Annotated in this window: 23 protein-coding genes; 4 read left to right on the top strand and 19 right to left on the bottom strand. The window is 64.1% G+C overall.

All coding sequences use genetic code 11. The features are described 5' to 3' along the window. Positions 1 to 61: 61 nt before the first annotated feature. Both CI15_RS30055 and CI15_RS30050 read left to right on the top strand, forming a co-directional pair. On the top strand, positions 62 to 1,354 hold the full coding sequence (locus CI15_RS30055; protein ID WP_062135638.1) for an MFS transporter: 1,293 nt from the start codon (positions 62 to 64) through the stop codon (positions 1,352 to 1,354). 44 nt (positions 1,355 to 1,398) lie between these two features. After that, positions 1,399 to 2,454: a serine hydrolase domain-containing protein gene (locus CI15_RS30050; protein ID WP_062135635.1), complete on the top strand. Its 1,056-nt coding sequence runs from the start codon at positions 1,399 to 1,401 to the stop codon at positions 2,452 to 2,454. An 83-nt stretch (positions 2,455 to 2,537) separates the two neighbouring features. On the opposite strand, the gene CI15_RS30045 is transcribed toward CI15_RS30050, so the two are convergent. Together CI15_RS30045 and CI15_RS30040 are read right to left on the bottom strand one after the other, a co-directional pair. After that, positions 2,538 to 4,271 (bottom strand): IlvD/Edd family dehydratase, encoded by a 1,734-nt coding sequence (locus CI15_RS30045; protein WP_062135632.1) that lies wholly within the window; start codon positions 4,269 to 4,271, stop codon positions 2,538 to 2,540. A 245-nt stretch (positions 4,272 to 4,516) separates the two neighbouring features. Then, entirely contained in the window at positions 4,517 to 4,957 is a 441-nt protein-coding gene (locus CI15_RS30040; RefSeq protein ID WP_062135629.1) for a DUF1801 domain-containing protein, read from the bottom strand. Positions 4,958 to 5,169: 212 nt separating this feature from the next. Here CI15_RS30040 and CI15_RS30035 point away from each other — a divergent pair, with 212 nt between their 5' ends. Then, positions 5,170 to 5,613, top strand: a complete 444-nt coding sequence (locus CI15_RS30035) for a VOC family protein (protein ID WP_062135626.1) — start codon at positions 5,170 to 5,172, stop codon at positions 5,611 to 5,613. A gap of 51 nt (positions 5,614 to 5,664) precedes the next feature. Here CI15_RS30035 and CI15_RS30030 read toward each other — a convergent pair whose 3' ends face one another. From CI15_RS30030 to CI15_RS29990, 9 genes are all read right to left on the bottom strand, one after another. Beyond that, entirely contained in the window at positions 5,665 to 6,051 is a 387-nt protein-coding gene (locus CI15_RS30030) for a BON domain-containing protein (protein ID WP_062135623.1), read from the bottom strand. 30 nt (positions 6,052 to 6,081) lie between these two features. Continuing rightward, positions 6,082 to 7,233: a porin gene (locus tag CI15_RS30025; RefSeq protein WP_062135620.1), complete on the bottom strand. Its 1,152-nt coding sequence runs from the start codon at positions 7,231 to 7,233 to the stop codon at positions 6,082 to 6,084. Between the two features lie 139 nt (positions 7,234 to 7,372). Beyond that, complete coding sequence (locus tag CI15_RS30020; protein ID WP_062135618.1) at positions 7,373 to 9,001, bottom strand: 3-(methylthio)propionyl-CoA ligase; 1,629 nt, start codon at positions 8,999 to 9,001, stop codon at positions 7,373 to 7,375. Beyond that, positions 8,989 to 9,369, bottom strand: coding sequence for a Rieske (2Fe-2S) protein (locus CI15_RS30015; RefSeq protein ID WP_062136275.1), 381 nt, complete (start codon positions 9,367 to 9,369; stop codon positions 8,989 to 8,991). Before CI15_RS30015 ends, CI15_RS30020 begins: the two co-directional genes overlap by 13 nt. Positions 9,370 to 9,401: 32 nt before the next feature. Continuing rightward, positions 9,402 to 9,968, bottom strand: a complete 567-nt coding sequence (locus tag CI15_RS30010; protein WP_062135614.1) for an RBBP9/YdeN family alpha/beta hydrolase — start codon at positions 9,966 to 9,968, stop codon at positions 9,402 to 9,404. 18 nt (positions 9,969 to 9,986) lie between these two features. Further along, positions 9,987 to 10,835 carry a TauD/TfdA dioxygenase family protein gene (locus tag CI15_RS30005; RefSeq protein WP_062135610.1) on the bottom strand — a complete coding sequence of 283 codons (849 nt, stop codon included), beginning with the start codon at positions 10,833 to 10,835 and terminating at the stop codon, positions 9,987 to 9,989. Between the two features lie 10 nt (positions 10,836 to 10,845). Beyond that, on the bottom strand, positions 10,846 to 11,826 hold the full coding sequence (locus CI15_RS30000; RefSeq protein ID WP_062135608.1) for a quinone oxidoreductase family protein: 981 nt from the start codon (positions 11,824 to 11,826) through the stop codon (positions 10,846 to 10,848). 111 nt (positions 11,827 to 11,937) lie between these two features. Next, positions 11,938 to 13,254 carry an MFS transporter gene (locus tag CI15_RS29995; protein ID WP_062135605.1) on the bottom strand — a complete coding sequence of 439 codons (1,317 nt, stop codon included), beginning with the start codon at positions 13,252 to 13,254 and terminating at the stop codon, positions 11,938 to 11,940. Between the two features lie 155 nt (positions 13,255 to 13,409). Then, complete coding sequence (locus CI15_RS29990; protein WP_062135602.1) at positions 13,410 to 14,465, bottom strand: beta-keto acid cleavage family enzyme; 1,056 nt, start codon at positions 14,463 to 14,465, stop codon at positions 13,410 to 13,412. A gap of 243 nt (positions 14,466 to 14,708) precedes the next feature. Between CI15_RS29990 and CI15_RS29985 the strand changes: the two genes are divergently transcribed. Further along, positions 14,709 to 15,710: an AraC family transcriptional regulator gene (locus CI15_RS29985; protein ID WP_062135599.1), complete on the top strand. Its 1,002-nt coding sequence runs from the start codon at positions 14,709 to 14,711 to the stop codon at positions 15,708 to 15,710. Positions 15,711 to 15,803: 93 nt separating this feature from the next. Here the strand turns inward: CI15_RS29985 and CI15_RS29980 are convergent, their stop codons facing one another. The 8 genes from CI15_RS29980 to CI15_RS29945 form a co-directional block, all read right to left on the bottom strand. Next, entirely contained in the window at positions 15,804 to 17,546 is a 1,743-nt protein-coding gene (locus CI15_RS29980) for a PHA/PHB synthase family protein (protein WP_062135596.1), read from the bottom strand. A gap of 14 nt (positions 17,547 to 17,560) precedes the next feature. Continuing rightward, positions 17,561 to 18,031, bottom strand: coding sequence for a MaoC family dehydratase (locus CI15_RS29975; RefSeq protein ID WP_062135593.1), 471 nt, complete (start codon positions 18,029 to 18,031; stop codon positions 17,561 to 17,563). A gap of 82 nt (positions 18,032 to 18,113) precedes the next feature. Next, entirely contained in the window at positions 18,114 to 19,061 is a 948-nt protein-coding gene (locus CI15_RS29970) for an electron transfer flavoprotein subunit alpha/FixB family protein (protein WP_062136272.1), read from the bottom strand. A gap of 22 nt (positions 19,062 to 19,083) precedes the next feature. Continuing rightward, complete coding sequence (locus CI15_RS29965; RefSeq protein ID WP_062135590.1) at positions 19,084 to 19,833, bottom strand: electron transfer flavoprotein subunit beta/FixA family protein; 750 nt, start codon at positions 19,831 to 19,833, stop codon at positions 19,084 to 19,086. 72 nt (positions 19,834 to 19,905) lie between these two features. Continuing rightward, the gene (locus tag CI15_RS29960) at positions 19,906 to 21,708 is read right to left on the bottom strand and encodes an acyl-CoA dehydrogenase (protein WP_062135587.1); all 1,803 of its coding nucleotides are present in this window, start codon (positions 21,706 to 21,708) and stop codon (positions 19,906 to 19,908) included. A 212-nt stretch (positions 21,709 to 21,920) separates the two neighbouring features. Further along, a complete protein-coding gene (locus CI15_RS29955; protein ID WP_062135584.1) occupies positions 21,921 to 22,925 on the bottom strand; it encodes an AraC family transcriptional regulator in 1,005 nt (334 codons plus the stop codon). Positions 22,926 to 23,048: 123 nt separating this feature from the next. Beyond that, positions 23,049 to 23,510: a hypothetical protein gene (locus CI15_RS29950; RefSeq protein ID WP_062135581.1), complete on the bottom strand. Its 462-nt coding sequence runs from the start codon at positions 23,508 to 23,510 to the stop codon at positions 23,049 to 23,051. A gap of 86 nt (positions 23,511 to 23,596) precedes the next feature. Continuing rightward, positions 23,597 to 24,457 (bottom strand): class I SAM-dependent methyltransferase, encoded by an 861-nt coding sequence (locus tag CI15_RS29945; RefSeq protein ID WP_062135578.1) that lies wholly within the window; start codon positions 24,455 to 24,457, stop codon positions 23,597 to 23,599. Between the last annotated feature and the right edge of the window lie 21 nt (positions 24,458 to 24,478).

Here is a 24,478-nt window from a genome sequence, read left to right as displayed (position 1 = left end):
GACACAGGCTTCGATTCCCGCGCCCGCACTGCGCCCCCACACGCCGTCAGAGGACTTCGTCATGAGCATGAACTCCACCACCACCGCCGACGCGCTCGCGCAGCCCGCCTCGAGTTCGAGCGTATCGCGGCTGATACTCGCGACCTCGATCGGCAATGCGTTGGAGTTCTACGATCTGGTCGTGTACGGCTACTTCGCGGCCGTGCTGTCGCGCACGTTCTTTCCGGTGCACGACCGCACCGTATCGCTGCTGCTCACGCTCGGCACCTTCGCGCTGTCGTATCTCGCGCGCCCGATCGGCGCGCTCGCGCTCGGCTCGTTCAGCGACCGCAAGGGGCGTAAGGCGTCACTGACTTTATCGATCGCCATGATGACGCTCGGCACCGGCATGATCGCGCTGATGCCGTCGTATGCGGCGATCGGCGTGCTCGCGCCGATCGGCGTCTTCGCGTCGCGGTTGTTGCAGGGATTTTCGGCGGGCGGCGAGTTTGGCAGCTCGACCGCGTTTCTGATCGAACATGCGCCGGAGCGCAAAGGCTTCATGGCGAGCTGGCAGTTCTCGAGCCAGGGTGCGAGCACGCTGCTCGCCTCGCTGTTCGGCGCGGTGTTGACGAGCACGCTGACGGCCGAGCAACTCGAAGGCTGGGGCTGGCGCATTCCGTTCCTGTTCGGCATGCTGATCGGTCCGGTGGGGTTCTACATTCGCCGCCGTATCGACGAAACGCCCGAGTTCGAGCGCGCCGAAAAATCCGCCGCGCCGGTGCGCGAACTGCTCGCCACGCAAAAGGAGCAGGTGCTCGTGTCGATCGGCGCGCTCGTGCTGACCACCACGGCCAACTACATGCTGCTCTACATGCCGACCTACGCGGCGCGGCAGCTCGGGCTTGCGCCGTCGTCGGGCTTCATCGCGACGCTCGCGGCCGGTCTGATCATGATGGTGCTCACGCCGATCGTCGGTCATCTGTCCGACAAGGTGGGCCGCGTGCGCATCATGCTCGGCGCCGGCGTGCTGTTCTTCGCGACCGTCTATCCGGCCTTCATGCTGATGAACGCGCATCCGTCGCTCGGCTCGTTGCTGGCCGCGGTCACGTGGGTCGCGTTGTTGAAGGCAACCTACTTCGCGCCGATTCCGGCCATGATGTCCGAGCTGTTCCCGACCCGCACGCGCACGACCGGCATGGCGTTCGGCTACAACATCGGCACCACGATATTCGGCGGCTTCACGCCGCTCGCCGTCGCCGCGCTGATCGCGGCGACCGGCAATAATCTCGCACCCGGCCTCTATCTGATGCTCGCGGCCGTGCTCAGCCTTTTCACCGTGATGTGGGCGCGCGTGCGACTGCATGTACGCTAAGCCTCTGCCTCACGGACCTCGTTGAAACCGACAGGACCTTATCCATGCAAGACCGTTTGCAGCAAGCCGTGCAGTTCGCGGTGGATCATGAATCGCTTTGGGACCGCCACGTGGGTGGCGCGTGGGGTGTGCACGTCAATGACCCGCCGCCATGGAACAAGCTGCTCGGTCCCGTTCACGATCGTGGGCCGGTGTCCGGCGCGATCGCCGTCGACGGCCGCGTGCTGACGAGTTGGGGCGAACCGGATCGCGCCGATCTGACCTTCAGCGTCGCGAAGATGTACCTCGCGCTCGTCGCCGGTGTCGCGCACGATCGTGGCCTCTTGCCCGACGTCGACGAGCCGGTGCGCGTGCGCGTACCCGACATCGGCTTCGACGACGAACACAATGCGCCGATCACCTGGGCGCATCTGCTGCAGCAAACGAGCGAATGGCAAGGCTCGTACTTCGGTCTATCGGATCAGGCGGATCACTACCGCGCGGTCAATTTCGCCGCGCCGCCCGATGGCAGGAAGGGCGACCTGCGTCCGCTGCAACGGCCGGGCACCTACTGGGAATACAACGACGTACGCATCAACCAGCTCTCGCTCGCGCTGCTGCATCTATTCCGCCGGCCGCTGCCCGAGGTGTTTCGCGAAGCGATCATGCGGCCTGCGGGCGCGAGCGAAAACTGGCAATGGGTCGGCTACGACAATGCCTGGGTCGAGATCGACGGCCGCCGCATGCAGTCGGTGCCGGGCGGCACGCACTGGGGCGGCGGCATGTCGGTCAGCGCGAACGATCAGTTGAAGGTCGCGCAGATGCTGCTCAATGACGGCGTCGCGAACGGCCAGCGCGTGCTGTCGTCCGAATGGATCGCGCGCATGCGCACGCCGTGCGCGATCGCGCCGTTCTATGGCTATCTCGTGTGGCTCAATACCGGTCGCAAGGTGTTTCCGAACGTGCCGGAGTCGAGCTATTTCGGCGTCGGCGCGGGCAGCTCGTTCACGTGGATCGAACCGGAGCGGCGTATGACGGTGATCGTGCGCTGGCTGAATCCGGCCGCGGCCAACGAGTTCTTCGGGCTCGTGCTCGACGCGCTCGACAAGCCGAGCCGATAAGCGAGGCCACAAAAAATGCGGGCGATGCATGAATGCATCGCCCGCATCGTTATCGCTCAGGCGGTTGCCGTAGCAACGGCGGATCAGTGCGAGTGTCGCGGCACCGCGGAACCTCGGCATCCCACCAGGAAGTCGAGGTCGCAACCCTCATCGGCCTGCAGCACGTGATCGATATACAGTCGCCGGTAGCCGCCACCTTCCGGCGGCTGCGGCGGCACATGCTGCGCGAGACGGCGCTCGAGTTCCGCGTCGCTGATGTCGAGGTGCAGCGTGCCCGCGTCGCAATCGAGCTCGATCCAGTCGCCGTCCTGCACCGCGGCGAGCGGGCCGCCGGCCGCCGCTTCCGGTGTCACGTGCAGCACCACGGTGCCGTACGCAGTGCCGCTCATGCGCGCATCGGAAATGCGCACCATGTCCTTGACGCCCTGCTTCAGCAGCTTCGGCGGCAAGCCCATGTTGCCGACCTCGGCCATGCCGGGATAACCCTTCGGGCCGCAGTTCTTCATCACGAGAACCGAATTCGCGTCGACGTCGAGCGTTTCGTCGACGATGCGCGCCTTGTAGTGCTCGAAGTTCTCGAACACGACCGCGCGTCCGCGATGTTTGAGCAACTCAGCCGTCGCCGCCGACGGCTTCAGCACCGCGCCCCGCGGCGCGAGATTGCCGCGCAGCACGCGGATGCCGCCATCGGCGACGAGCGGCTTGTCGAGCGGACGAATCACTTCGTCGTTGGTGTTGGGCGCATCCTTCACGTTGTCCCACAGCGATCTGCCGTTGACCGTCAACGCGTCCGGGTGCGGCAGCAGGTTCGCTTCGCCGAGCCGGCGCAGCACGGCCGGCAAGCCGCCCGCGTAGTAAAACTCTTCCATCAGGAAGCGGCCCGACGGCATCAGGTCGACGATCGTCGGCGTATCGCGGCCGATGCGCACCCAGTCCTCGAGTTCGAGATCGACACCGATGCGCCCCGCGATCGCCTTCAGATGAATCACCGCATTGGTCGAGCCGCCAATCGCCGCATTGACGCGAATCGCGTTCGTGAACGCTTCGCGCGTGAGGATCTTCGACAGCTTCAGGTCTTCGAGCGCCATCTCGACGATCCGGATGCCCGACATATGCGCGAGCACGTAGCGGCGCGAGTCGACCGCCGGAATCGCCGCGTTGTGCGGCAGCGAGGTGCCGAGCGCCTCGGCCATGCAGGCCATCGTCGAGGCGGTGCCCATCGTGTTGCAGGTGCCCGCCGAGCGCGACATGCCCGCTTCGGCCGACAGAAACTGATGCAGATCGATCTCGCCCGCCTTCAGCGATTCGTGCAGCTGCCAGACCGCGGTGCCCGAGCCGATGTTCTTGCCGTCGAGCTTGCCGTTCAGCATCGGGCCGCCGGTCACGACGATCGCCGGCACGTCGCAGCTCGCCGCGCCCATCAGTAGCGCCGGGGTCGTCTTGTCGCAACCAGTCAGCAGCACGACCGCGTCGATCGGATTGCCGCGGATCGCCTCCTCGACGTCCATCGCCGCGAGATTGCGCGTGAGCATCGCGGTCGGCCGCAGGTTCGATTCGCCGTTCGAAAACACCGGGAACTCGACCGGGAAGCCGCCCGCCTCGTAGACACCGCGCTTCACGTGCTCGGCGAGCTTGCGAAAGTGAGCGTTGCACGGCGTCAGCTCGGACCACGTATTGCAGATGCCGATCACCGGACGCCCGTCGAATTCGTGATCGGGAATGCCCTGATTCTTCATCCAGCTTCGATACATGAAGCCGTTCTTGTCAGCTGTGCCGAACCACTCGGCCGAGCGCAATTTCCGCTTTTTTTCCGACATGCTAGGTCCTTGATGCATGTGCCGGGGCCCTCACCGGCCAATTTGACTGAAGCGGCGTGCCCGGCGCTACGGCGCGGGCGGCCGCTCAGTGTCCAGGGATGGTGAAGTGTACGGACCGGGTTGATATCTTTCCAATTATATTTTTGGCGATATCGATATCAGTTCTGGTATCGAGCCGCCGGGGCCGACGGTGTAGCGCTGCGGCGGGCTTTGCACGATGGCCTGGCGAGCGGACCGTGCTGGCTTCATGCGTCACCGCTATTCGCCTGGCCGGCCGCCTTCTTACCGTTTGCCTTCGGTTGCGCACCGCGCGCATTCTTCTTCAGATGGTTCCGGTTGTAGTCGATCGCGGCGCGCACCAACGCTTTCAGTGCGCGCTGGTCGACCTTGTCGCCTTCGAGAAAGTCGATCGCCCGCCGCGCGTTGCCTTCGAGGCCCGCGTTGAACAGGCCGTCCGGGTCGCTCAAGCCCGCCCCATGCGCGAAGGTCAGCTTGACCTTGCCCTTGTGCGCGTTGGCAACCGCGATCATGCCGTCGCGCGACCAGACCGGGCTACCCATCCACTTGAATTCCTCGACGATGTCCGGGTCCGCCGCGAGCACGCATTGACGAATGCGAGCAAAGGTCGCGCCACGCCAGTCGGTGAGTCCTGCGATCAGTTCATCGATACGTTCGGATGCGTTCATGGGGTGGGGTCGAACCGATAGGATGACGTAGCAATGCGGCCATTGTAGTCTCGCTTCGGATTCGCGGCTGGCGCACGGTCGAACCACCAGGCACCTGAAGAGTTTGCTCGCGTTCGCCGGCGTGTCACACCTTGGCGGCAAGCTGAAAATATGAAAACCTCGCGAATCAGCGCGTTTTGCGCCAATGATTCGCCCACCGCCAGGAGCTGACGATGAACGCCATTCATGAGGTCTTTCCGTATCTGCGCGTGAGCAACGCCGCACAGGCCATCGAGTTCTACGCGCAGGCATTCGGCGGCGTCGAGCAGTTCCGCCTGACCGAGCCAGGCGGGCGCATCGGCCATGCCGAAGTGAAGATCGGTCCAGCGACCGTGATGCTGTCCGACGAATATCCCGAGCACGGCATGCTCGGACCGACCGGCGACAATCGGCCGGGCGTGCTGCTGCACATCCACTGCGACGATGTCGACCAGCTCTTCGCGCAAGCGGTCAAAGCGGGCGCGACCGTGGTCCGCCCGCTCACCGATCATTTCTATGGCGAGCGCTCGGCGACCGTGCGCGATCCGTTCGGCCACGAATGGATGCTCGGCGCGCAGATCGAGGCGCTCACCCCTGACGAGATGCAGCGCCGTTACACGGCGCTGTTCGACAGGTAGCCCGTTGTTATCGTGGTCTCCTCGCGCTGACTTCCCCGATGCGTGAGCTTTTTACATCCCGCCAAACGGCTTCTGCACGGTCAGCTTGTTGGTCACCGAGGTCACCCCCGGAACACCCTTCGCGATCTCCGCGACCAGGTTGATCTGCGAAGCGTCCGTGACCGTGCCGTTCAACGTCACCGCGCCGCCTCTCGCGGTGATGCCGATATTGCCGGCGTCGATCTCCTTGTGCTTGCCGATCGCGGCATAGATCTGCCGGCGCAACGCGCGATTGGCTTTTCTCGTGTTGGCGGGTGCAGCTGCGCTAGCTTCCATCCCGGTGGCACCCGGGGCGCCGGAAGCCGCACTGGCCGTCTGGCCCGGCTGCGCCCATGCGCCGCTGGACGCGGCGAGAATCAAGGTGGCGATCACCAATGCGCGTGCCTGAATGTTTTTCATCGAATACTCCAGTCGTTATAGGTGACGTAATTAGAAGGCGTGACGGAGGCCGACCATCGCTGCCGTGGTCGACATGCCCGGTGCAACGGGCGCGCCATAGATGATCGTCTGGTTCATGGTCCCCTTGTTGGCGACATAGCCCACTTGCGCGTAGGCCTTGGTCGCCTTGGAGATGTTGTATTCCGCTCCCACGGCGACTTCATCCGAGTGATTCGCCGAATTGTTGCGATCCTTCAGATAGTAATAGCCCGAGGTGATCTTGAAAGCCGGCGTGAACTGGTAGCCGATGCCGCCCGAGATCATTTCGAAGTTGTAGGTCGCCTTGCTCAGCAGGCTCTGCGAGTTGGCCGAGGCGAACGAGGCGGAAAACGAGAATCCGCTGATCGTGTACATCCCGCCGACATAGTAGAAGTTGTTGTTGTTGCGACCGGTTGCCGGCGCGGCCGGAGCGGCCGGATAGTTGCCCGGGAACGGGTTGGTGTCGTGGCCGTTGTAGTAGACCCCGGCCAGGTTCAGGCCGTAGTTCGAGTACTTGAGCACGGCCGACTCGCGCGTGCCGCCCTGGAACTGCCCCGGCACGCCGCCCGGCGCGTACTCGAGCGCCAGTGACACGCCATAGAATTTCGGCGAGTTATAGACGATCGCATTGCTGTCATAGAGCGCGCCGATCGGCGCGTTCGTGCTGGTGCCCGGCCAGCCTGCCGCCTGATTCAGACCCAGCCACGCGGTCAGGATACTGCCGAAGTACTGCGCGCCGCGCACATCGGTGTCCGACATCGCGTAGATCATCGGGATGATCTGCCGGCCCATGTCGATCGAACCGAACGGACCCGATCCACCAATGGTGGTGAACTGGTTGAAGACCGCGGACGCGCCCGGCGTGTCGGCCAGACCCGTCTTGCCGTTGTTCGAGGTGAACGACCCTTGCAGCTTGAAATTGATCTTGTAGCCGCCGCCGATGTCCTCGGACCCCTTCATACCCCAGATGCTGGAATAGATGCCGCCATCCTTGAGTTGCCAGACACTGCCCAGGTTTTTCGCGGTACCCGAGAAATTGGCCGCGTTGGTGCTTTGATACAGCACACCGGAATCGACAACGCCATACAGCGTTACTGATGATTGCGCATGAGCCGCGGTGGCGAAAATTGCCAACACGATGGCACTGCTTGACTTCAACTTCATGGTGTCTCCTACGCGTACCGGCGTTGGCGCAAAAGCCCTTGCTGCGGTCGCTTCAAGATGGTTGGTGGTTATGTGAGCGCCGGACTCCCCCGAACGCCGTGTTGCGTGAATCAAACTACGTTGCTGCGAAAGCGTTGGATCAGGCCGGCAGGTAGTAGCGCCCGAACTGATCGCGTAACTGGTTCTTGAGTACCTTGCCCGTTGCACCGAGCGGAACCGTGTCGACGAACACCACGGCATCGGGTGTCCACCAGCGCGCGACGCGGCCGTTGAAGAACGACAGCAGTTCGTCGCTCGCCAGCTCGCTGCCGGGCTTCTTCACGACCAGCAGCAGCGGCCGTTCGTCCCACTTCGGGTGCCGCGCGGCGATACAGACGGCCGTCGAGACTTCCGGATGCAGATACGCGACGTTTTCGATGGCCGCCGAACTGATCCATTCGCCGCCGGACTTGATCACGTCCTTGCTGCGATCGGTGATCTGCATGAAGCCGTGCCGGTCGATCGTGGCGATGTCGCCGGTCGGAAACCAGCCGTCGGCGAGCGGCGACGCATCGTCACCGCCGAAGTACTCCTGCGTGACCCAGTGGCCGCGCACCTGCAGATCGCCGGCCGTCTCGCCGTCCCACGGCAATTCATGGCCTTGCGGGCCGACGATTCTCATATCGATGCCGAACAGCGCACGTCCCTGCTTCGCCTGAACCGCGTACTGCTCCGCGATCGGCAGCGACTGCTGGTGAGTCTTGAAGCTGCATACCGTGCCGATCGGGCTCAATTCGGTCATGCCCCACGCGTGCAGGACCTCGACCCGATGGCGTTTCTGGAACGCCTCGGTCATCGCGGTCGGACACGGCGCGCCGCCGATCACCGTGCGCCGCATCGACGAGAAGGTCTCGCCCATGGCATCGACATGCGCAAGCAGTCCTTGCCACACGGTCGGCACACCGGCCGACAGCGTCACGTGTTCGGTTTCGATCAGTTCGTAGAGCGACTTGCCGTCGAGCGCCGGGCCCGGAAACACCAGCTTCGCGCCGACCATGCAGGCCACGTACGGCAGGCCCCACGCGTTCACATGGAACATCGGCACGACCGGCAGGATCACGTCGCGTGCGGAGCAGTTCAGCGAATCGGGCAGCGCCGCCGCATAGGTGTGCAGCACGGTCGAGCGATGGCTATACAGCACGCCTTTCGGATTGCCGGTGGTACCCGACGTGTAGCACAGCGACGAAGCGCTGTTCTCGTCGAGCAGCGGCCACTCGAACACGTCGTCGTGAAGTTCGAGCAGGTCCTCGTAGCACATCAGCATGCCGTTCAGATCGTGGCCTTGCGGCATGTGCGCGCGATCGGTCATCGCCACGAACACCTTGGGGCTCTTCACCCGCGGCGCGACGCTCTCGATCAGCGGCAGGAACGTCAGGTCGAAGAACACCACGCGGTCTTCAGCGTGCTCGATGATGTACGCCAGCTGGTCGACGTGCAGACGCGGGTTCAGCGTATGCAGCACGGCCCCGGAGCCCGACACCGCGAAATACAGCTCCATGTGGCGATAGCCGTTCCACGCCAGCGTCGCGACGCGCTCGCCCTGAGCGACGCCGAGCGTCGACAGCGCGTTGGCCATGCGGCGCGCGCGCTGTGCGAGGTGCCGATACGAATAGCGATGGATGTCCCCTTCCACGCGTCGCGACACGATTTCCTGTTCGCCGTGATGGCGTTCCGCGTGCGTGAGCAGCGCAGCGACCAGCAGCGGCTGCTGCATCATCAAGCCTTGCATCTTTCCATCTCCTGATTGGTGGCGGCGTCTCGTGCCTCGGCCTGCGTCGGCGCGTGCGGCTCATCGAGACTCACCACCACCTTTGAATCCACTATGCCGACCGGAAAGGTCGTCACTTTCAATCCAGCTGTTCCCGGCATGCAGCCCGTACGCACGTCGAAACGCAGACCGTGCGCCGGGCAGCGCAGCAGGCAGCCTTCCAGCTGACCGCTCGCGAGCGCGGACCCGTTGTGCGGACACGCGTTATCGATCGCGTGGAGCGTGCCGTCGAGGTTGAACAGCACGATGCTGCGGCCATCGATGAAGGCCAGCTTGCGCTGGCCAGGCGCCAGCTCACCGGCGACACCCACCACGACCTCACGCGACATCCCGGTCTCCTCGCGATCCTGCGCTTGCTGCGTCACATCAGTACCAGGCGGCGAATCAGCGTCTCGGCCATCGGCCATTCGCCAAAGCCCGCTGCAGGGTTGAGGTGCCCCACTTCGCCGAGATCGACGAAGCTGCCGCCCCAGTCCTGAGCCATCTCCTGCACCCGCTCGAAGCGCGCGAGCGGATCGTTGCGGCTCGCGCCGACGATGCTCGGAAACGGCAGCGGCTTGCGCGGAATCGGCAGCCAGCCGTTTGCCTCGAGCGTCGCCAGCTCCGGATAGCCCGCCGGCATCGGCGTTTCGAGGTCGGCGGGCGCCGCCAGCAGCGCACCGTGAATCTGGCGCTGGTGCTGCGCCGCCCAATGCATGGTGATCATCACGCCCGCGCTGTGCGCGACCAGAATGACCGGGCCGTCGATTTGCGCGAGGGCGGCGTCGAGTGCCGCAACCCGTGCCGCGCAGCTGAGCTTGTCGTGCTCGAGCGGCGCAACCGAGCGCGCGTTCGGCAGCCGTTGCTGCAACAGGGTTTGCCAATGCTCCGCGACATGGTCGCGCAGACCCGGGACCATCAGAATGGTCGGTTTCAATTCGTAGTTCATCGGAAGCTACTTGCTAGATCAGTACGGCTTGTCGCCGATAATCCCGGCGCGTTCCATCTTGCGATGGCACGGCGGGTAGTCCATCACCGCATAGTGCTGCGTGCTGCGGTTGTCCCAGATCGCGATGCTGTTTTTCTTCCAGCGCCAACGCACCTGGTACTCGGGGATGTACGCCTGGCTGATCAGATAACGCAGCAGATCGCCCGCGCCCGGATTCGCGTCCTGCCCGAACCGCACGCGCTCCGGCGTGTGATAGTTGGTGAAGTGCGTCGCAAAGGCACTCACGAACAGCACCTTTTCGCCCGTCTCCGGATGCGTGCGCACGACCGGATGCTCGGCGTCCGGAAACTGCGCCTTCAGCGCCAGACGCTTTTCGATCGGCATCACGGCACCGAAGCTCGCCTCGATGCTGTGGCGCGCGCGCAGATCCGCGATCTGCGTCTTCACGTGCGCCGGCAGATTTTCGTAGGCGAGCACCATGTTCGCCCACATCGTGTCGCCGCCGACCGGCGGACATTCCACGCAGCGCAGCACGGCGCCGAACTGCGGCGCTTCGCGCCAGGTGGCGTCGGCGTGCCAGGCGTTTTCGTAGCGGTCGTTCGGCTGATCCGGCGTCTTGTAGATGCGCACGAGGCCCGGATTCTCCGGGTCGCTGCCCGCGACCGGATGGTCTTCGAGTTCACCGAAGCGGCGCGCGAACGCCACGTGCTCGGCGCGCGTGATGTCCTGGTCGCGCAGGAACAGAACCCGGTGCTTCAGCAGCGCCGAGCGGATCTCGGCGAACAGGCCGTCGTCGTGGATCGCGTGAGCGAGATTCACGCCCGTCAGTTCGGCGCCGATCGAGTAGGTCAATTGTTCGATTTGCATGGCTGTCTCCTTAGATGACGAAGACCGACGAACCCGTCGTCTTGCGCGACTCCAGATCGCGATGGGCCTGCGCCGCATCCTCGAGCGCATAACGCTGATTGAGCTCGATCTTGATGCGTCCCGCCGCGATATGCCCGAAGATCTCGCCGGCCAGTTCGTTCTTCTCGGCCGGGTCGGCGATGTAGTCGGCGAGCGCCGGGCGGGTCATATACAGCGAGCCCTTCATCGCCAGCAACTGCGGATTGAACGGCGGAATCGGGCCGGAGGCCGTGCCGACGCAAACCATCAGACCGCGGCGCTTCAGCGAATCGAGCGAGGCCTCGAAGGTATCCTTGCCGACGCTGTCGAACACCACGTTCACGCCGACGCCATCGGTCAATTCACGCACGCGCTTCGCGACGTCTTCGCGGCTGTAGTTGATGATGTGGTCGCAGCCGTGCGCGCGCGCCACCTCGGCCTTGGCCTCGTTCGAGACGGTGCCGATCACGGTCAGACCCAGCAGCTTCGCCCATTGCGAAACGATCAGGCCCACACCGCCGGCGGCGGCATGCAGCAGGATCGTGTCGCCCGCCTTGAAGTCGTGAATGCGGCGCATCAGATACGCGGAGGTCAGGCCGCGCATCGTCATGCCGGCGGCCGTTTCGCAGTCGATCGCATCGGGCAGGCGGATCAGCGGCGCGGCCGGAATCAGACGTTCGGTGCTGTAGGCGCCGAGCGTGTTGATGAAGCCCGTGTAGGTCACCCGATCGCCCACCGCGACGTTCGTCACGTCCGGGCCGACGGCTTCGACCACGCCCGCGGCCTCCACGCCCATCCCCGCGGGCAGCGGAACCGGGTACAGGCCACTGCGAAAGTAGGTGTCGGCGAAATTCAGGCCGACAGCCTCGTGGCGCAAGCGCACCTGGCCGGGGCCGGGGTTGCCCACTTCGACGTCTTCGTAGCGCAAGACTTCAGGACCACCGGTTTCATGAAAGCGAACTGCCTTTGCCATGTCGAATCTCCAATTCTTTACTGAATCTGCGCGTTGCAGAATTCGTTGCGCCCGCGGCGCAATCAATTACAGGTTCCGTGTTCCGCGCCGTTGGCACGGCGCGGCGCGATCTCAGCCTGCGGCCTGCTCACGCAGGGTGTTCAGACGATCCAGATCGCCCGAGTAGTTACGTTTGCCGATCGTGAATGCGGCAGCCGCGACGAGCGGTGCGAGCGGCACGAGTTGCAGCGCGCCCGAGAGCCCGATCCGGTCGGCGATGATGCCCGTGAGAACAGCCGCCGGCGCGAGGCCCAGCAGGTTGTTCGCGAGTGTGAGGGTCGCAAACGCCGAGGCGTGAATCGACGGCGGGGTGAGGTTCGCCACCATCGCACCCGACGGGCCACTCGCGCCGGCGCAGAAGAACATGCCCACGCCGATCACGACCAGCTGCCACGGCCCCGCGGGCATCTGGAAGCCAATCCCGAGCAGAACGAAGCAGGCGAGGCAGAAACCGATCGCAGCACTCCACTTGCGTTCCCGCGCGTTCTTGCTGAGCCGGTCGGCGAGGTTTCCGCACACCACCATGCCCACGCCCGTCACCAGCACGAACAGCGCCGCGCACATCGCGGCCTTGCCGGTGGGCATGCCGTAGTAGCGATTCAGGAAGCTCGGCATCCACGCCCACACTGCCGCGGGAACCATCAGATGCAGGCCGCTGCCCACATAGGCGCACACCACCGACTTCGTCGAGAACAGTCCCTTCATCAGCGCGCGCAAGCTCATGCGCATGCCGCGCGATTGCTTCGCCACGCCCGCCGGCTGCAACGACGCAAGACGCTTTTCGGTGACGACGAGACGGTAGATCACGACCAGCACGATCCCCATCACCGCCATCGCGCCGAATGCCGAACGCCAGCCGAGGTGAGCCGCCACCGCGCCGCCGAACGCCATGCCCAGCACCGAGCCGAACGCGCCGCCCGCCATGAACGTGCCGGTCAGCGTGGAGCGCAGCCGCACCGGAAAGATGCTCAGAACGACCGCGATGCCGACACTGCCGTAGGCCGCTTCGCCGATCCCGACGAAGGCACGCGCAAGCAGCATCTCGCCATACTTCGTCGAGATCGCGCAGCCCGCCGTTGCGAGACTCCACATCGCCGCCATCAGCACGATGCTCTTCACGCGGCCCCAGCGATCGGCCAGCACCGACAGCGGAAACGTGAGCACACCGACCATCAGCGCGACCACGCTGCTGAGCGAACCCAGTTGCGCGTCCGACAGATGCCATGCGGCCTTCAGCGGCGGAAACACGGCATTCAACACCTGCCGCGACATATAGTCGGAAAGCAGCAATCCGACCGTCAGCGCAAACACCACCCACGCATAAGCGCGTATGTCCGTCTGAGTTGCCGTCACATCGCCCGTCGCGGGCCCAGCATGTTGTACGAGCATTGTTTTGTCTCCTTCCATTCTCATTCCTGGCGGCCGTCCTGCCCGTCTGGGCCAACGACCTGTTATGGATTCCGCTTCCCTCTCCCCGATATGCGGCGAGTCGCTCGATCCGTGAAGCCCGGCCTCGGCTGACGCGTCGACCGGGCTCCTGGCGATCACGCCGCGCGCAGCGGCAGATTCCTGACGCCGGCCTGGCGATTCGGCGCCATGCCGTTGGCGACGAGCGTCTCGTCGACCGTCTCGTACTGCACACCAATGCGATAGATCTCGCGCGCTTCCTTGCCGGTGGCAATGTCGCGCCCCAGTTCACGCGCGACGCGCACGCACTGCTCGATCTGTTGCACCGACGTGAAGCGCTGGCCGTGCTGGTCGATGATCGTGTCCTCGATGCCGCAGCGCGGATGCAAACCCATCGACATCGCCATCATGTTGAACGGCAGCACGTTCTTCAGCAGCGACTCGGCGGTGAGCGTGCAGCCATCCGGCGCGCGATGCACGAAGTTGAAGAAGTTGAACGGATTCGGGCCGTCGAAGCCGCCACCGATGCCGATCCACGTCAGATTCAGCGGTCCCTTGTAGACGCCCTTGCGCACGAGGCGCTCGAGCGTTTCGAGCGCGTGAATGCCCGTGAGCTGGAAGTGCGGCTGGATGCCCGAAGCCTGCAGGCGGCGCAGGTGCTCCTCGACCCACGCGGGACCGGCCGGAACCGTCATTTCACTATAGGCGGCCATGAACGCAGGGTTGGACAAAGAGGTGCCGGCCAGATACTCCGGATAGAGCAACTCCATGATGTTCATCTGCGTGGTGTTGATCGCGACCGTCACCTGATCGGGCTTCGGATCGAGATCGGCCAGCATATGGCGCGTGTCGTCGGACAGCCACTTCGCAGCCTGTCCATCATTTTCCGGGGCGAACGAAATCGAGCCGCCGACCTGGATGATCATGTCGGGCACTGCCGCGCGCACACCGGCGATCAGTTCATTGAACTTCGACAGGCGCTTCGAGCCCTTGCCGTCCAGTTCGCGCACGTGCAGGTGCAGCACCGTCGCGCCGGCGTTGTAGCAATCGACGGCCTTCTGGATCTGCTCGTCCATGGTCACGGGGATGTCTTCCGGGAAGTCCTCGGGCATCCATTCCGGGCCGTACGGTGCGGTGGTGATGACTACCTTGTCCTGGTTCTCAGGGTGCAACGAATCGTCGAGAAACTGCATTTGTCTGCCTCCATCACATTGGGGTGACGCTGTTCCGATCTCGCGCAATCGCGTGGAAACCTTTCTGGAACATTTCTAACGTCAGTGTGCTCACGATACGGCAATCACGCGCTACACTTTTATGATTGGGCGCCATCGTTTTAGTCATTCGTGCCACTGCGCGTTAACACCAATAATTGCGGGAAGCAAGCGTTTAATGAGTAAAAAATTAGCCTGCGTATTGATTCGTCCGGAGAAACTACGATGGAAACGATGCTGACGTCGGTAGCCATGAGCGGCTATTTCGACGTTGCGCGACGCCTCGGACTGAATCCGGTCGAACTCGCGAAGCAGGCCGGCATCGACGCCGGCGCGCTCGCCAATCCGGACGATCGCGTCCCGGCCGCCGCCTGCTGCCGGCTACTGGAAATGGCGGCGGTAAAAGCGTCGTGCCCGACCTTCGCGCTGCAAATGGCGGAAACGCGGCAGACCTTCGGCAGCGGCGTGGTCAATGTCCTGCTCGCGCACAAACGCACGCTGCGCGAAGTGCTGCTGGCCGCGGCCGAATACCGTCATCTGCTCAACGAGGCGCTCGCGATCTACGTCGAGGACGCGGACCAGACGGTCACCATCCGGGAGGAACTCGTCGTCGCACCGGGGACCCCGACGAGGCAGGCCATCGAACTCGCGCTCGGAGTTCTCGCGCGGCACTCCAGCGCGCTGCTCGGCAAGTTCTGGAAACCGCGCGAGATCCACTTCACCCATCCGGCGCCTCCGGACCCGACGTTTCATCGACGCTTCTTCAACTGTCCGCTGGAGTTCGGCAGCGACTTCAACGGGTTCGTCTGCGCGAGCGCCGATCTCGACTACCCGAATCCGCTGGCCGACCCTGAGCTCGTGCGCTACGCGGAAAGCCTCGCCTCTCCGCTGAACGCGACCGCAGAGGAATCCGCCACGCTGGAAGTGCGCAAGGCAATCTACCTGTTGCTGCCGCTCGAACGGGCGAACGCCGAGCTGGTTGCGCGTCATTTGCATCTGAGCATGCGCACGATGCAACGCCAGTTGAAGTCAGCCGGCACCAGCTTCTCGGATCAGGTCGAGGAAGTCCGCGGCGAACTCGCCGTGCGCTACATGAGCAACCCCACCTATCCGATCGGGCGCGTCTCGGCGCTGCTCGGCTACGCGCAACAGGGATCGTTCACGAACTGGTTCGTGTCGCGATTTCACATGACCCCGCGCGACTGGCGAGCGAACCATTCGAAGTGATGGGTGCGGCGGCATTGAAGACGAAAAAAAAACGGAGGGTGATGCTCTGAACATCACCCTCCGTTTATGCGGTAACCGCTCTCCGCTCTGCGCTTATTCGGCGCGAACCTGCACGTACCGGCCCGGGGCGCTCTCGATTTCCTTGTACTTTTTATTGCCGAGTTTCGTGCGCGCCGCGACCTGTTCGCCGGAATGCTGCTTGACCCACTCGATCCAGTGATTCCACCAGCTGCCGCGCTGCTGAACCGACGTAGCGAGCCAGTCTTCGGCGTTCTCGTCGCAAGCGTCGTTGGTCCGGTAGCTGCGCTTGTTCTTCGACGCAGGATTGATCACGCCGGCGATATGGCCGCTCGCGCCCAGCACGAACTCGGTTTGTCCGCCCAGTAACTGCGTCGATCGATAGGCGGATTGCCACGGCACGATGTGATCCTCTTCGGCCGCCATCAGATAGCTCGGGATATCGATGTTGCCGAGATCGACGGGCGTCTCGCAGAACGTCAGCTTGTTCGGCACGCACAGACTGTTCTCGAGGTACATGTTGCGCAGATAGAAGCTGTACATCGGGCCGGGCAGATTGGTCGTGTCCGCGTTCCAGTACAGCAGGTCGAACGCGGCCGGCGTCTTGCCTTTCAGGTAGTTGTTCACGACATACGGCCAGATCAGGTCGTTGGCCCGCAGCGCCTGGAACACGAAACCGAGTTCGCGTCCGGGATAGAGCCCGCCGCGACCGATCGTTTGCTCGCGCATCTGCACACCCTGCTCGTCGATGAACACGCCGAGATCGCCCGGGTCGCTGAAGTCGAGCAAGGCCGTCAACAGCGTCAGGCTCGCCACGGACTCGTCGCCGTTCGCCCGCATGACCGCGAGCGCCGACGAAAGCATCGTGCCGCCCACGCACCAGCCCAACGCATTGACCTTGTCGGCCCGGCTGATCGTACGCGCGACGCTGAGCGCCTCCATGACGCCCTGTTGGAGGTAAGCGTCCCAGGTCGTTTGCGCCATGTCCTGCTGCGGATTGCGCCACGACACGACGAACACCGTCAGGCCCTGTTCGCAGGCGAAGCGCACGAACGAATTCTCGGGCTGAAGATCGAGAATGTAGAACTTGTTGATACACGGCGGAACGATCACGAGCGGTCGCGCGGCGACCTTCGGCGTGAGCGGCGTGTACTGGATCAGCTGAAGCAGATCGTTTTCGAAGACCACCGCGCCGCTCGATGTAGCGACGCTTTTGCCCACTTCGAACGCGCTTTGATCGGTGATCGAAATCGAGCCGCTGCCCAGATCGTCGAGCAGTTGCGTGAAGCCGCTGAGCAGACTCGACCCGCCCGATTCCACCGCGGTCCGGATGACCTCGGGATTCGTCACGGCGAAATTCGCGGGGCTGGCGAAGTCGATGAACTGACGCATGTAAAAGCGCAGCTTGTGCTTGTCTTTTTCATCGAGCGTGCTCGCCTCGACGAGCTCTTCGAGCGCCCGCGCATTGATCAGATAGCTCTGTTTCAGAAGGCTGTACCAGCCGTTGCTGGACCAGTCCGCCGCGTGAAAGCGGCGGTCTCCCTGCCCGGGCTCGGCGACCGGCTTCGACCCCGGCTGCGCGCCGATCAGGCCGGCTACGGTGTCGCCCCACAGTTGCGTCTGCTGTTGCAGGTACTGGGCGCCCGCGTGCGTCAGGCTGCGTCGCGGGGAAGGCGCGAAGGCATCGACGTCCGTGCCGTCAGCGTCGGACTCCGCTGCGGCGAGTCCACCCATGACGGGCGAAGTACTCCAGAAATCGAAGCCGGCTTTGATCCAGCCGGTGGAAAACTCGTGCGGCATGCTGAATGGCATTTTCATGGCGTGGCTCGCTATCATGCGTTGCTGACCGCGCAATCCGCGTCGGCGGCGACACGATTCGCGGACGATGTCGGCATGACGACTGCGTCGCCGTCGATCACCACTTTGCCATTCACCGTGCAGACGGTGGACAGCACCACGCGGCGCTTTTCGTGAATCAGTTCCTTGACCGTCACTTCGGCTTGCACCGTGTCGCCGGGTCGAACCGGCGCCTTGAAGCGCAGGTTCTGGCCGAGGTAGATCGTGCCCGGCCCGGGCAGCCGCCCCGCGATTGCCGCGGAGATGATGCTCGCGCTGAGCATCCCGTGAGCGATGCGCCCCTTGAACGGAGTCGTTTGTGCAAATTGCTCGTTGATATGGACTGCGTTCATGTCTCCCGACGCACCCGCGAACAGCAGAATGTCCGCCTCCGTGATGGTCTTGGCGAACTGGGCGTTCATGCCCAGTCGCAGGTCTTCGAAATCGTATCCGTTAAGCTCATTCATGATTGTTCCACTTGGTAGGCAGCGTTTGCCCTGGGCTGGCTGCCCACTATGCGCCGGGAGGGGTGCGAACCGCTCGATGCGGTTAGCCCAGCGCCTGTTCGAGTTCCGGCACGACGGTGAACAGATCACCGACGAGGCCGTAATCCGCCACGCTGAAAATCGGCGCTTCCGGATCCTTGTTGATCGCGACGATGACCTTCGAGTCCTTCATGCCGGCGAGGTGCTGGATCGCGCCGGAAATGCCGACCGCGACATATAGTTGCGGTGCGACGATCTTGCCGGTCTGGCCGACCTGATAGTCGTTCGGCACGAAGCCCGCGTCGACGGCTGCGCGCGATGCGCCCAGCGCCGCGCCGAGCTTGTCCGCCAAAGGCTCGAGCACCTTCGTGTAGTTTTCGCCATTGCCGAGACCACGGCCACCCGAGACGATGACCTTCGCGCTCGTCAGTTCCGGACGGTCCAGTTTCGTCACTTCGCGGCTCACGAACTGCGAGATGCCGGCATCGGCTGCAGCTTCGATCTTTTCGACCGCTGCGCTGCCGCCTTCGGCTGCGACTGCGTCGAAGCCTGTCGAGCGCACCGTGATGACCTTGATCGGATCTTGAGATTGAACCGTCGCGATCGCGTTGCCCGCGTAGATCGGGCGCTCGAATGTGTCGGCGCTGTCCACTGCGGTGATGTCGCTGATCTGCGCGACGTCGAGCTTCGCGGCGATACGCGGCGCGATGTTCTTGCCGTAGGCGGTCGCCGGCGCGAGGATGTGCGTGTAGTTCTTCGCCGCATCTTGCACAAGCGTCAGCACCGTCGCTTCGACGTTTTCCGCGAGGCCCGCTTCGAGTTGCGGCGCGTCGGCGAGCAGCACCTTACTCACGCCTGCGATCTTCGCTGCGGCATCGGCCGCGGCCTGCGCGTTGTGCCCCGCGACCAGCACGTGAATGTCACCGCCGATCTTCTGTGCCGCTGCGATCGTGTTCAGCGTCGCGGCCTTGATCGAGGCGTTATCGTGTTCTGCCAATACCAGATTAACCAGGTTCGTCATTTCTTCAGTCTCCTCACAGCACCTTGGCTTCGGTCTTCAGCTTCTCGACCAGCGTCTTCACGTCCGGTACCTTCACACCGGCGGAGCGCTTCGGCGGCTCGACCACTTTCAGCGTCTTCAGACGCGGCGTGACATCGACGCCGAGGTCTTCGGGCTTGATCGTTTCCAGCGGCTTTTTCTTGGCCTTCATGATGTTCGGCAGCGTCACATAGCGCGGCTCATTGAGGCGCAGATCGGTCGTGACGACAGCCGGCAGCGTCAGCGACAGCGTTTCCGCGCCGCCGTCCACTTCACGCGACACCGTCGCCTTGCCGTCAGCAACAACGACCTTCGACGCGAACGTCGCCTGCGGCAGGTTAGCCAAAGCGGCGAGCATCTGGCCGGTCTGATTGGAGTCGTCGTCGATGGCCTGCTTGCCGAGGATCACCAACTGCGGCTGTTCCTTGTCGACCAGCGCTTTCAGCAGCTTCGCCACAGCCAGCGGCTGCAGGTCTTCACCCGATTCGATCAGGATCGCGCGATCCGCGCCGATCGCCAGCGCGGTGCGCAGCGTTTCCTGCGCCTGCGCCACACCCGCCGACACGGCGATCACTTCGGTTACGACACCCGCTTCCTTCAAACGCACGGCTTCTTCAACCGCGATCTCGTCGAACGGGTTCATCGACATCTTCACGTTGGCGATATCGACGCCCGTGCCGTCCGACTTCGCACGTACCTTCACGTTGTAGTCGACCACCCGCTTCACTGCTACAAGAACTCTCACAACACTCTCCTTCCCGCACCGATAAGGCCGCGCCCTATCGTTTCGAATCACATGTCACGTTGATTGATTGCATCAAAACTGGTCTTCGCGCAGCGCCAGCGCGCCTTCGCCATCGCAAGCGCCGCGAATCGCCGCTTCGAGCGCGACTGCGCGAGGCAGCACCTGGGTCGCGTAGCTGTGCGCGGTCGCGATCTTCGCGTCGAAGAACGCCGGATCTTCGTCGCGCTTGTCGGTTGCGAGCACCAGCGAGCGTGCGAGTTGCCAACCCGAGAGCACGATTCCGGCAAGCATCAGATAGGAAACACTGCCCGCGAACACCGCATTCGGATCGCTTTTGACCCGCTCGACGACGTAGCGCACCGCGCTGTAGAGCGAGTCGCGGCCGGCCGAAAGATGCCGGACCATCGCCTGAAAAGCCGGGCTCGTCCGATACGACGCGTGCGAGCGCAGCGCGGCCAGGGTCGCGTCGATTTGCGTGAGCATCATCACAGCCACTTCGCCGTTGTCGCGCATGGTCTTGCGGCCGACGAGGTCGTTCGACTGGATCGCGGTCGTGCCTTCGTAGATCGGCAGAATGCGCGCGTCGCGGTAGTATTGCGCGGCGCCGGTTTCCTCGATGAAGCCCATGCCGCCATGCACCTGCACGCCGAGACTCGTCACCTCCAGCGACATCTCGGTGCTCCAGCCCTTCACGATCGGCACCAGGTATTCGTAGATGGCCTGATGCTGGGCACGCGTCGCCTCGTCCGGATGACGATGCGCGAGGTCGCAATGCGAGGCCGCCACATAGCTCAGCGCGCGTGCGCCTTCGGTCAGCGCGCGCATGGTCGAGAGCATGCGCCGTACGTCGGGATGCTGGATGATCGTGACCGACTGCTTCGCCGAGCCATCGACAGGACGGCTTTGCACCCGCTCCTTCGCATAGGCGACGGCGTGCTGGTAGGCGCGATCCGAGATCGCGACGCCCTGTACGCCCACGGCGAAGCGCGCGGCGTTCATCATGATGAACATGTACTCGAGGCCGCGGTTCTCCTCGCCGACGAGCTGACCAATCGCGCCGCCGTGATCGCCGAACTGCAGCACGGCGGTCGGGCTCGCCTTGATGCCGAGCTTGTGTTCGATGGACACGCAATGCACGTCGTTACGCTCGCCGAGCGAACCGTCTTCGTTGACGAGGAACTTCGGCACGACGAACAGCGAAATGCCTTTCACGCCTTCAGGCGCGTTCGGCGTGCGTGCGAGCACCAGATGCACGATGTTCTCGGTCATGTCGTGCTCGCCCCAGGTGATGAAGATCTTCGTGCCGAAGATCCGGTGCGAGCCGTCGGCCTGCGCTTCGGCGCGGGTGCGCACGAGTGCGAGATCGGAGCCCGCTTGCGGCTCGGTCAGATTCATCGTGCCGGTCCATTCACCGGAGATCAGCTTCGGCACGTAACGTTGTTTCAGCTCTTCGCTACCCGCGGTCAGGAGCGCTTCGATCGCGCCGTCGGTCAGCAGCGGGCACAGCCCCAGCGACAGGTTCGCGGCATTGAGCATTTCGATGGAAGGAGTGGACAGCAGCTTCGGCAGGTCCTGGCCGCCGTAGTCGGCCGGATGTTGCAGACCCTGCCAGCCGCCTTCGGCGAACTGGCGGAACGCGTCCTTGAAACCGGGCGTCGCAGTGACGACGCCGTCCTTCCAGGTGCTCGGGTTGCGATCGCCGTCGAAGTTCAACGGCGCAAGCACGCCCTCGTGCAGCCGCGCGGCCTCTTCGAGCACGGCGCGCGCCGTATCGGCGGTCGCGTCCTCGCAGCCGGGCAGGGCCGACAGGCGGTCGATACCGGCCAGTTCCGTGATTGCAAACAACATGTCCTTGAGAGGCGCGACGTAGCTCATTGCCATTCTTCCGATCAGATAGTCCGTAGGGAATGTCACCCATCTGGCGGCGCTGCGGCCCGGGTAACGTATGGCTGAATCGTAGCGCCGGACAGGCCCTGCCCGGTTGTCCAAACCGGACGATCTATTGACATCCCTGGCCATGCCCCTGCGGCCGGATGCCGCGTCGCAGCGGCATCGGCCTGTGTAGTCAACGCTTCAGGATGACGAGTTTAGCCACCCCGGCGATAGGCCGCGGGGGTGCTGCCGGTCCAGTGACGGAACGCTCTGTGGAAGGCGGTGGGGTCGCCGAAGCCGACATCGCCCGCGATGATGGCGATGGGTTCGCGCGAGCCTGTCAGGCGCTGGATCGCGATGTCACGGCGCAGTTCGTCCTTGAGCACCTGGAACGTGGTGCTCTCGGCGGCAAGATGACGGCACAGCGTTCTGACCGAGCAGTGCAAGCCTTCCGCCGACTCTTCGATGGTCGGGACGTCGGGCAACCTCGACGCGAGATATTCCCGCACACGATGGCTGAAAAGCTGCTCGTTGAACGACACGAAGATCCAGTCTTCCGGCGCGCGCGCGAGAAACCTGCGCAGGTTCGCTTTGCGCTGACGAACCGGCATGTCGAAATAGGCACTGCTGAACTGCATCGAGGTCTGAGCGCAGCCGAACTTCGCCGGACCGGGAAACAGATAGAGATACTCGAGCGCGTGAGCCGGACGCGGAAACGCGAACTGCACCTGCAACAACGGAATTCGCTGGCCGATGAGCCAGGACGCAATCCCGTGCGCCAGTTTCAGCATCAGTTCCTGGCCCAATACGCCGGGATAGGCGCCCGCGCTTCCCGGGCGCACCACCAGACTCGCGACGAGGTCGCTGCGGCGCGACTCGAAGCGAAAATCGTCCAGCACGAGATGGAAGAACTGGCCGAACCGGTGCATCGCGGTTTCGAGATTCGGCGCATCGAGCAGGCTCAGGCAGAGAAACTTCAGCGCGCCGCTGCGCAGCGGGCGCGAGAAAACTCCGGGCATTTCATCGTCGAGTTCGATCGCGAGCGAGCGGTAGAGCGTCGAGAATTGCTCCTCGGTGACGCGCGCGCCGGGTCGGTCCAGCAGCACGCGAGGGATGTTCGCGCCCGCCAGGTGCCGGTCGACGATCTCCGGCTGCGTCCCGACGCTGCCGAGGAAACCATTGACGAGCGAGATCGGTACGGTTGCGCCAGGAGCATGCATGAGAAGGTTCCGCGAGGCGAAGACGCATCAGCATAGCGCCTCCCGTCGCGGCGTGGCGATGATTCAGCGGGGGCGCGGCGTCAGAACCGCGCCTGGGTTGCAGCGGTTCGGGTAGCCTCGCCTCTACTGCGCCGAAGCGTGCGAGCGCAGATACGGCACGTAGCCGTTCTGCGTCTTCAGGATCTTGTCGGCACACTCGTCATAGTCCGAGCCTTTCTCGCTGTCTGGCCCGTACATGCCGCGGCACTGCGCGAACAGCGTGAGCGTCGCGCCGCCGGTGCTCTTGTTCGCGCGGGTCGCTGAAAAAGCGGCCTTGCCCGTATCGTCGGGCACGTCGGTGTCGATCGCGATCGCATCGGCGCGGATCACATGGGTCTCGGAATGCTGCTCGATATAGCGCTTCGTCGCCGCCCACGCGGCATCGCAATTCGCCGGCGTGCAATCGATCACCGCACCGCGTTGCGCGGCGAGGAGGTTCGGTTCGCTATGGAGGATGTCCTGCTGGGCGCGCTGCTCCTGCTTTTCCGGGGACGAGCAGGCAGCGAGTGCGCAGGCGACGAGTGCAACGGCAGCGATCTTTTTCATGAGTGGACTTCGGAGGCCATGTTCGAGCGCGATTATAGCCGTGTGGGAGCAGCGCTCGCGCGTTCACGACGACACCTTCACAACCACTATGTGTTCGCCACCAGCAATTCCTCCGCATTGCCCGGCGGACGCAGCCCATCCGTCCTCCCCGCGAAGTAACGCTGCGTCAGATCGGCCGCCGACACCTGCCGCGCGTCGTCGAATCCCGCTTCGTGCGCCATGGCGATCATCTGCTGTGGCGTGAAGAAACTGATGAACGGCGTGCCACTCGCACGCGCGCCCTTCTGCGCCATTTCGAGGCCGGGGCGCACGGCCGGGTCCGCCATCTCCAGCGGCAACAGAAATGTCATTGCGAACGTCGAGGCACGCGCAAGCCCGGCGACTTCGCGCAGCGTCGCCGCGTTCGCGTCCTTCGTCAGATACATGCTGACGCCGGTCGAGACGACGACGGCCGGCCTGCTTTCATCGAAACCTTCGGCGACGAGACGCTGCCGCCAGCTATCGCCCGCTTCGAAGTCGACCGGCACGAACCGCAGCCAGTCCGGCACGCCGAAACCGAGCTCGCCGAGCCGTTGACGCTTCCACGCCTGGGGCTCCGGCGGATCGACCTCGAACACCGTGAGCCGCGACGCGAGGTCGGGCCGGCGTTGCGCGAAGCTGTCGAGACCCGCGCCGAGAATCACGTATTGAGCCACCCCGCGCCCGGCCTGCTCGACGACCAGATCCTCGATAAAGCGTGCGCGCGCGACGATCGATGCGCGAAACGGCCGCGTGAATTGCAGATCCATGTCGCCGCGGCTGCGCCAGTCTTCGGCGGGGGCCAGCAACTGCAAGCCGACTTCGTCTTCGAGCACGTGAGGCGGCGGGTCGGCCTGCACGTGCAGCGCACGCCATAACGCGACGCGCGCGGCGGTGCTGTCGGGTGCGGCCTGTCGGGGTTCGTTCATGTCTGTCTCAATCCTGTTCGT

It is taken from the genome of Paraburkholderia monticola, assembly GCF_001580545.1.
Lineage (GTDB): Bacteria > Pseudomonadota > Gammaproteobacteria > Burkholderiales > Burkholderiaceae > Paraburkholderia > Paraburkholderia monticola.
Note: the sequence above shows the minus strand (reverse complement) of the source record. Positions and strands in the feature narration are given on the sequence as shown.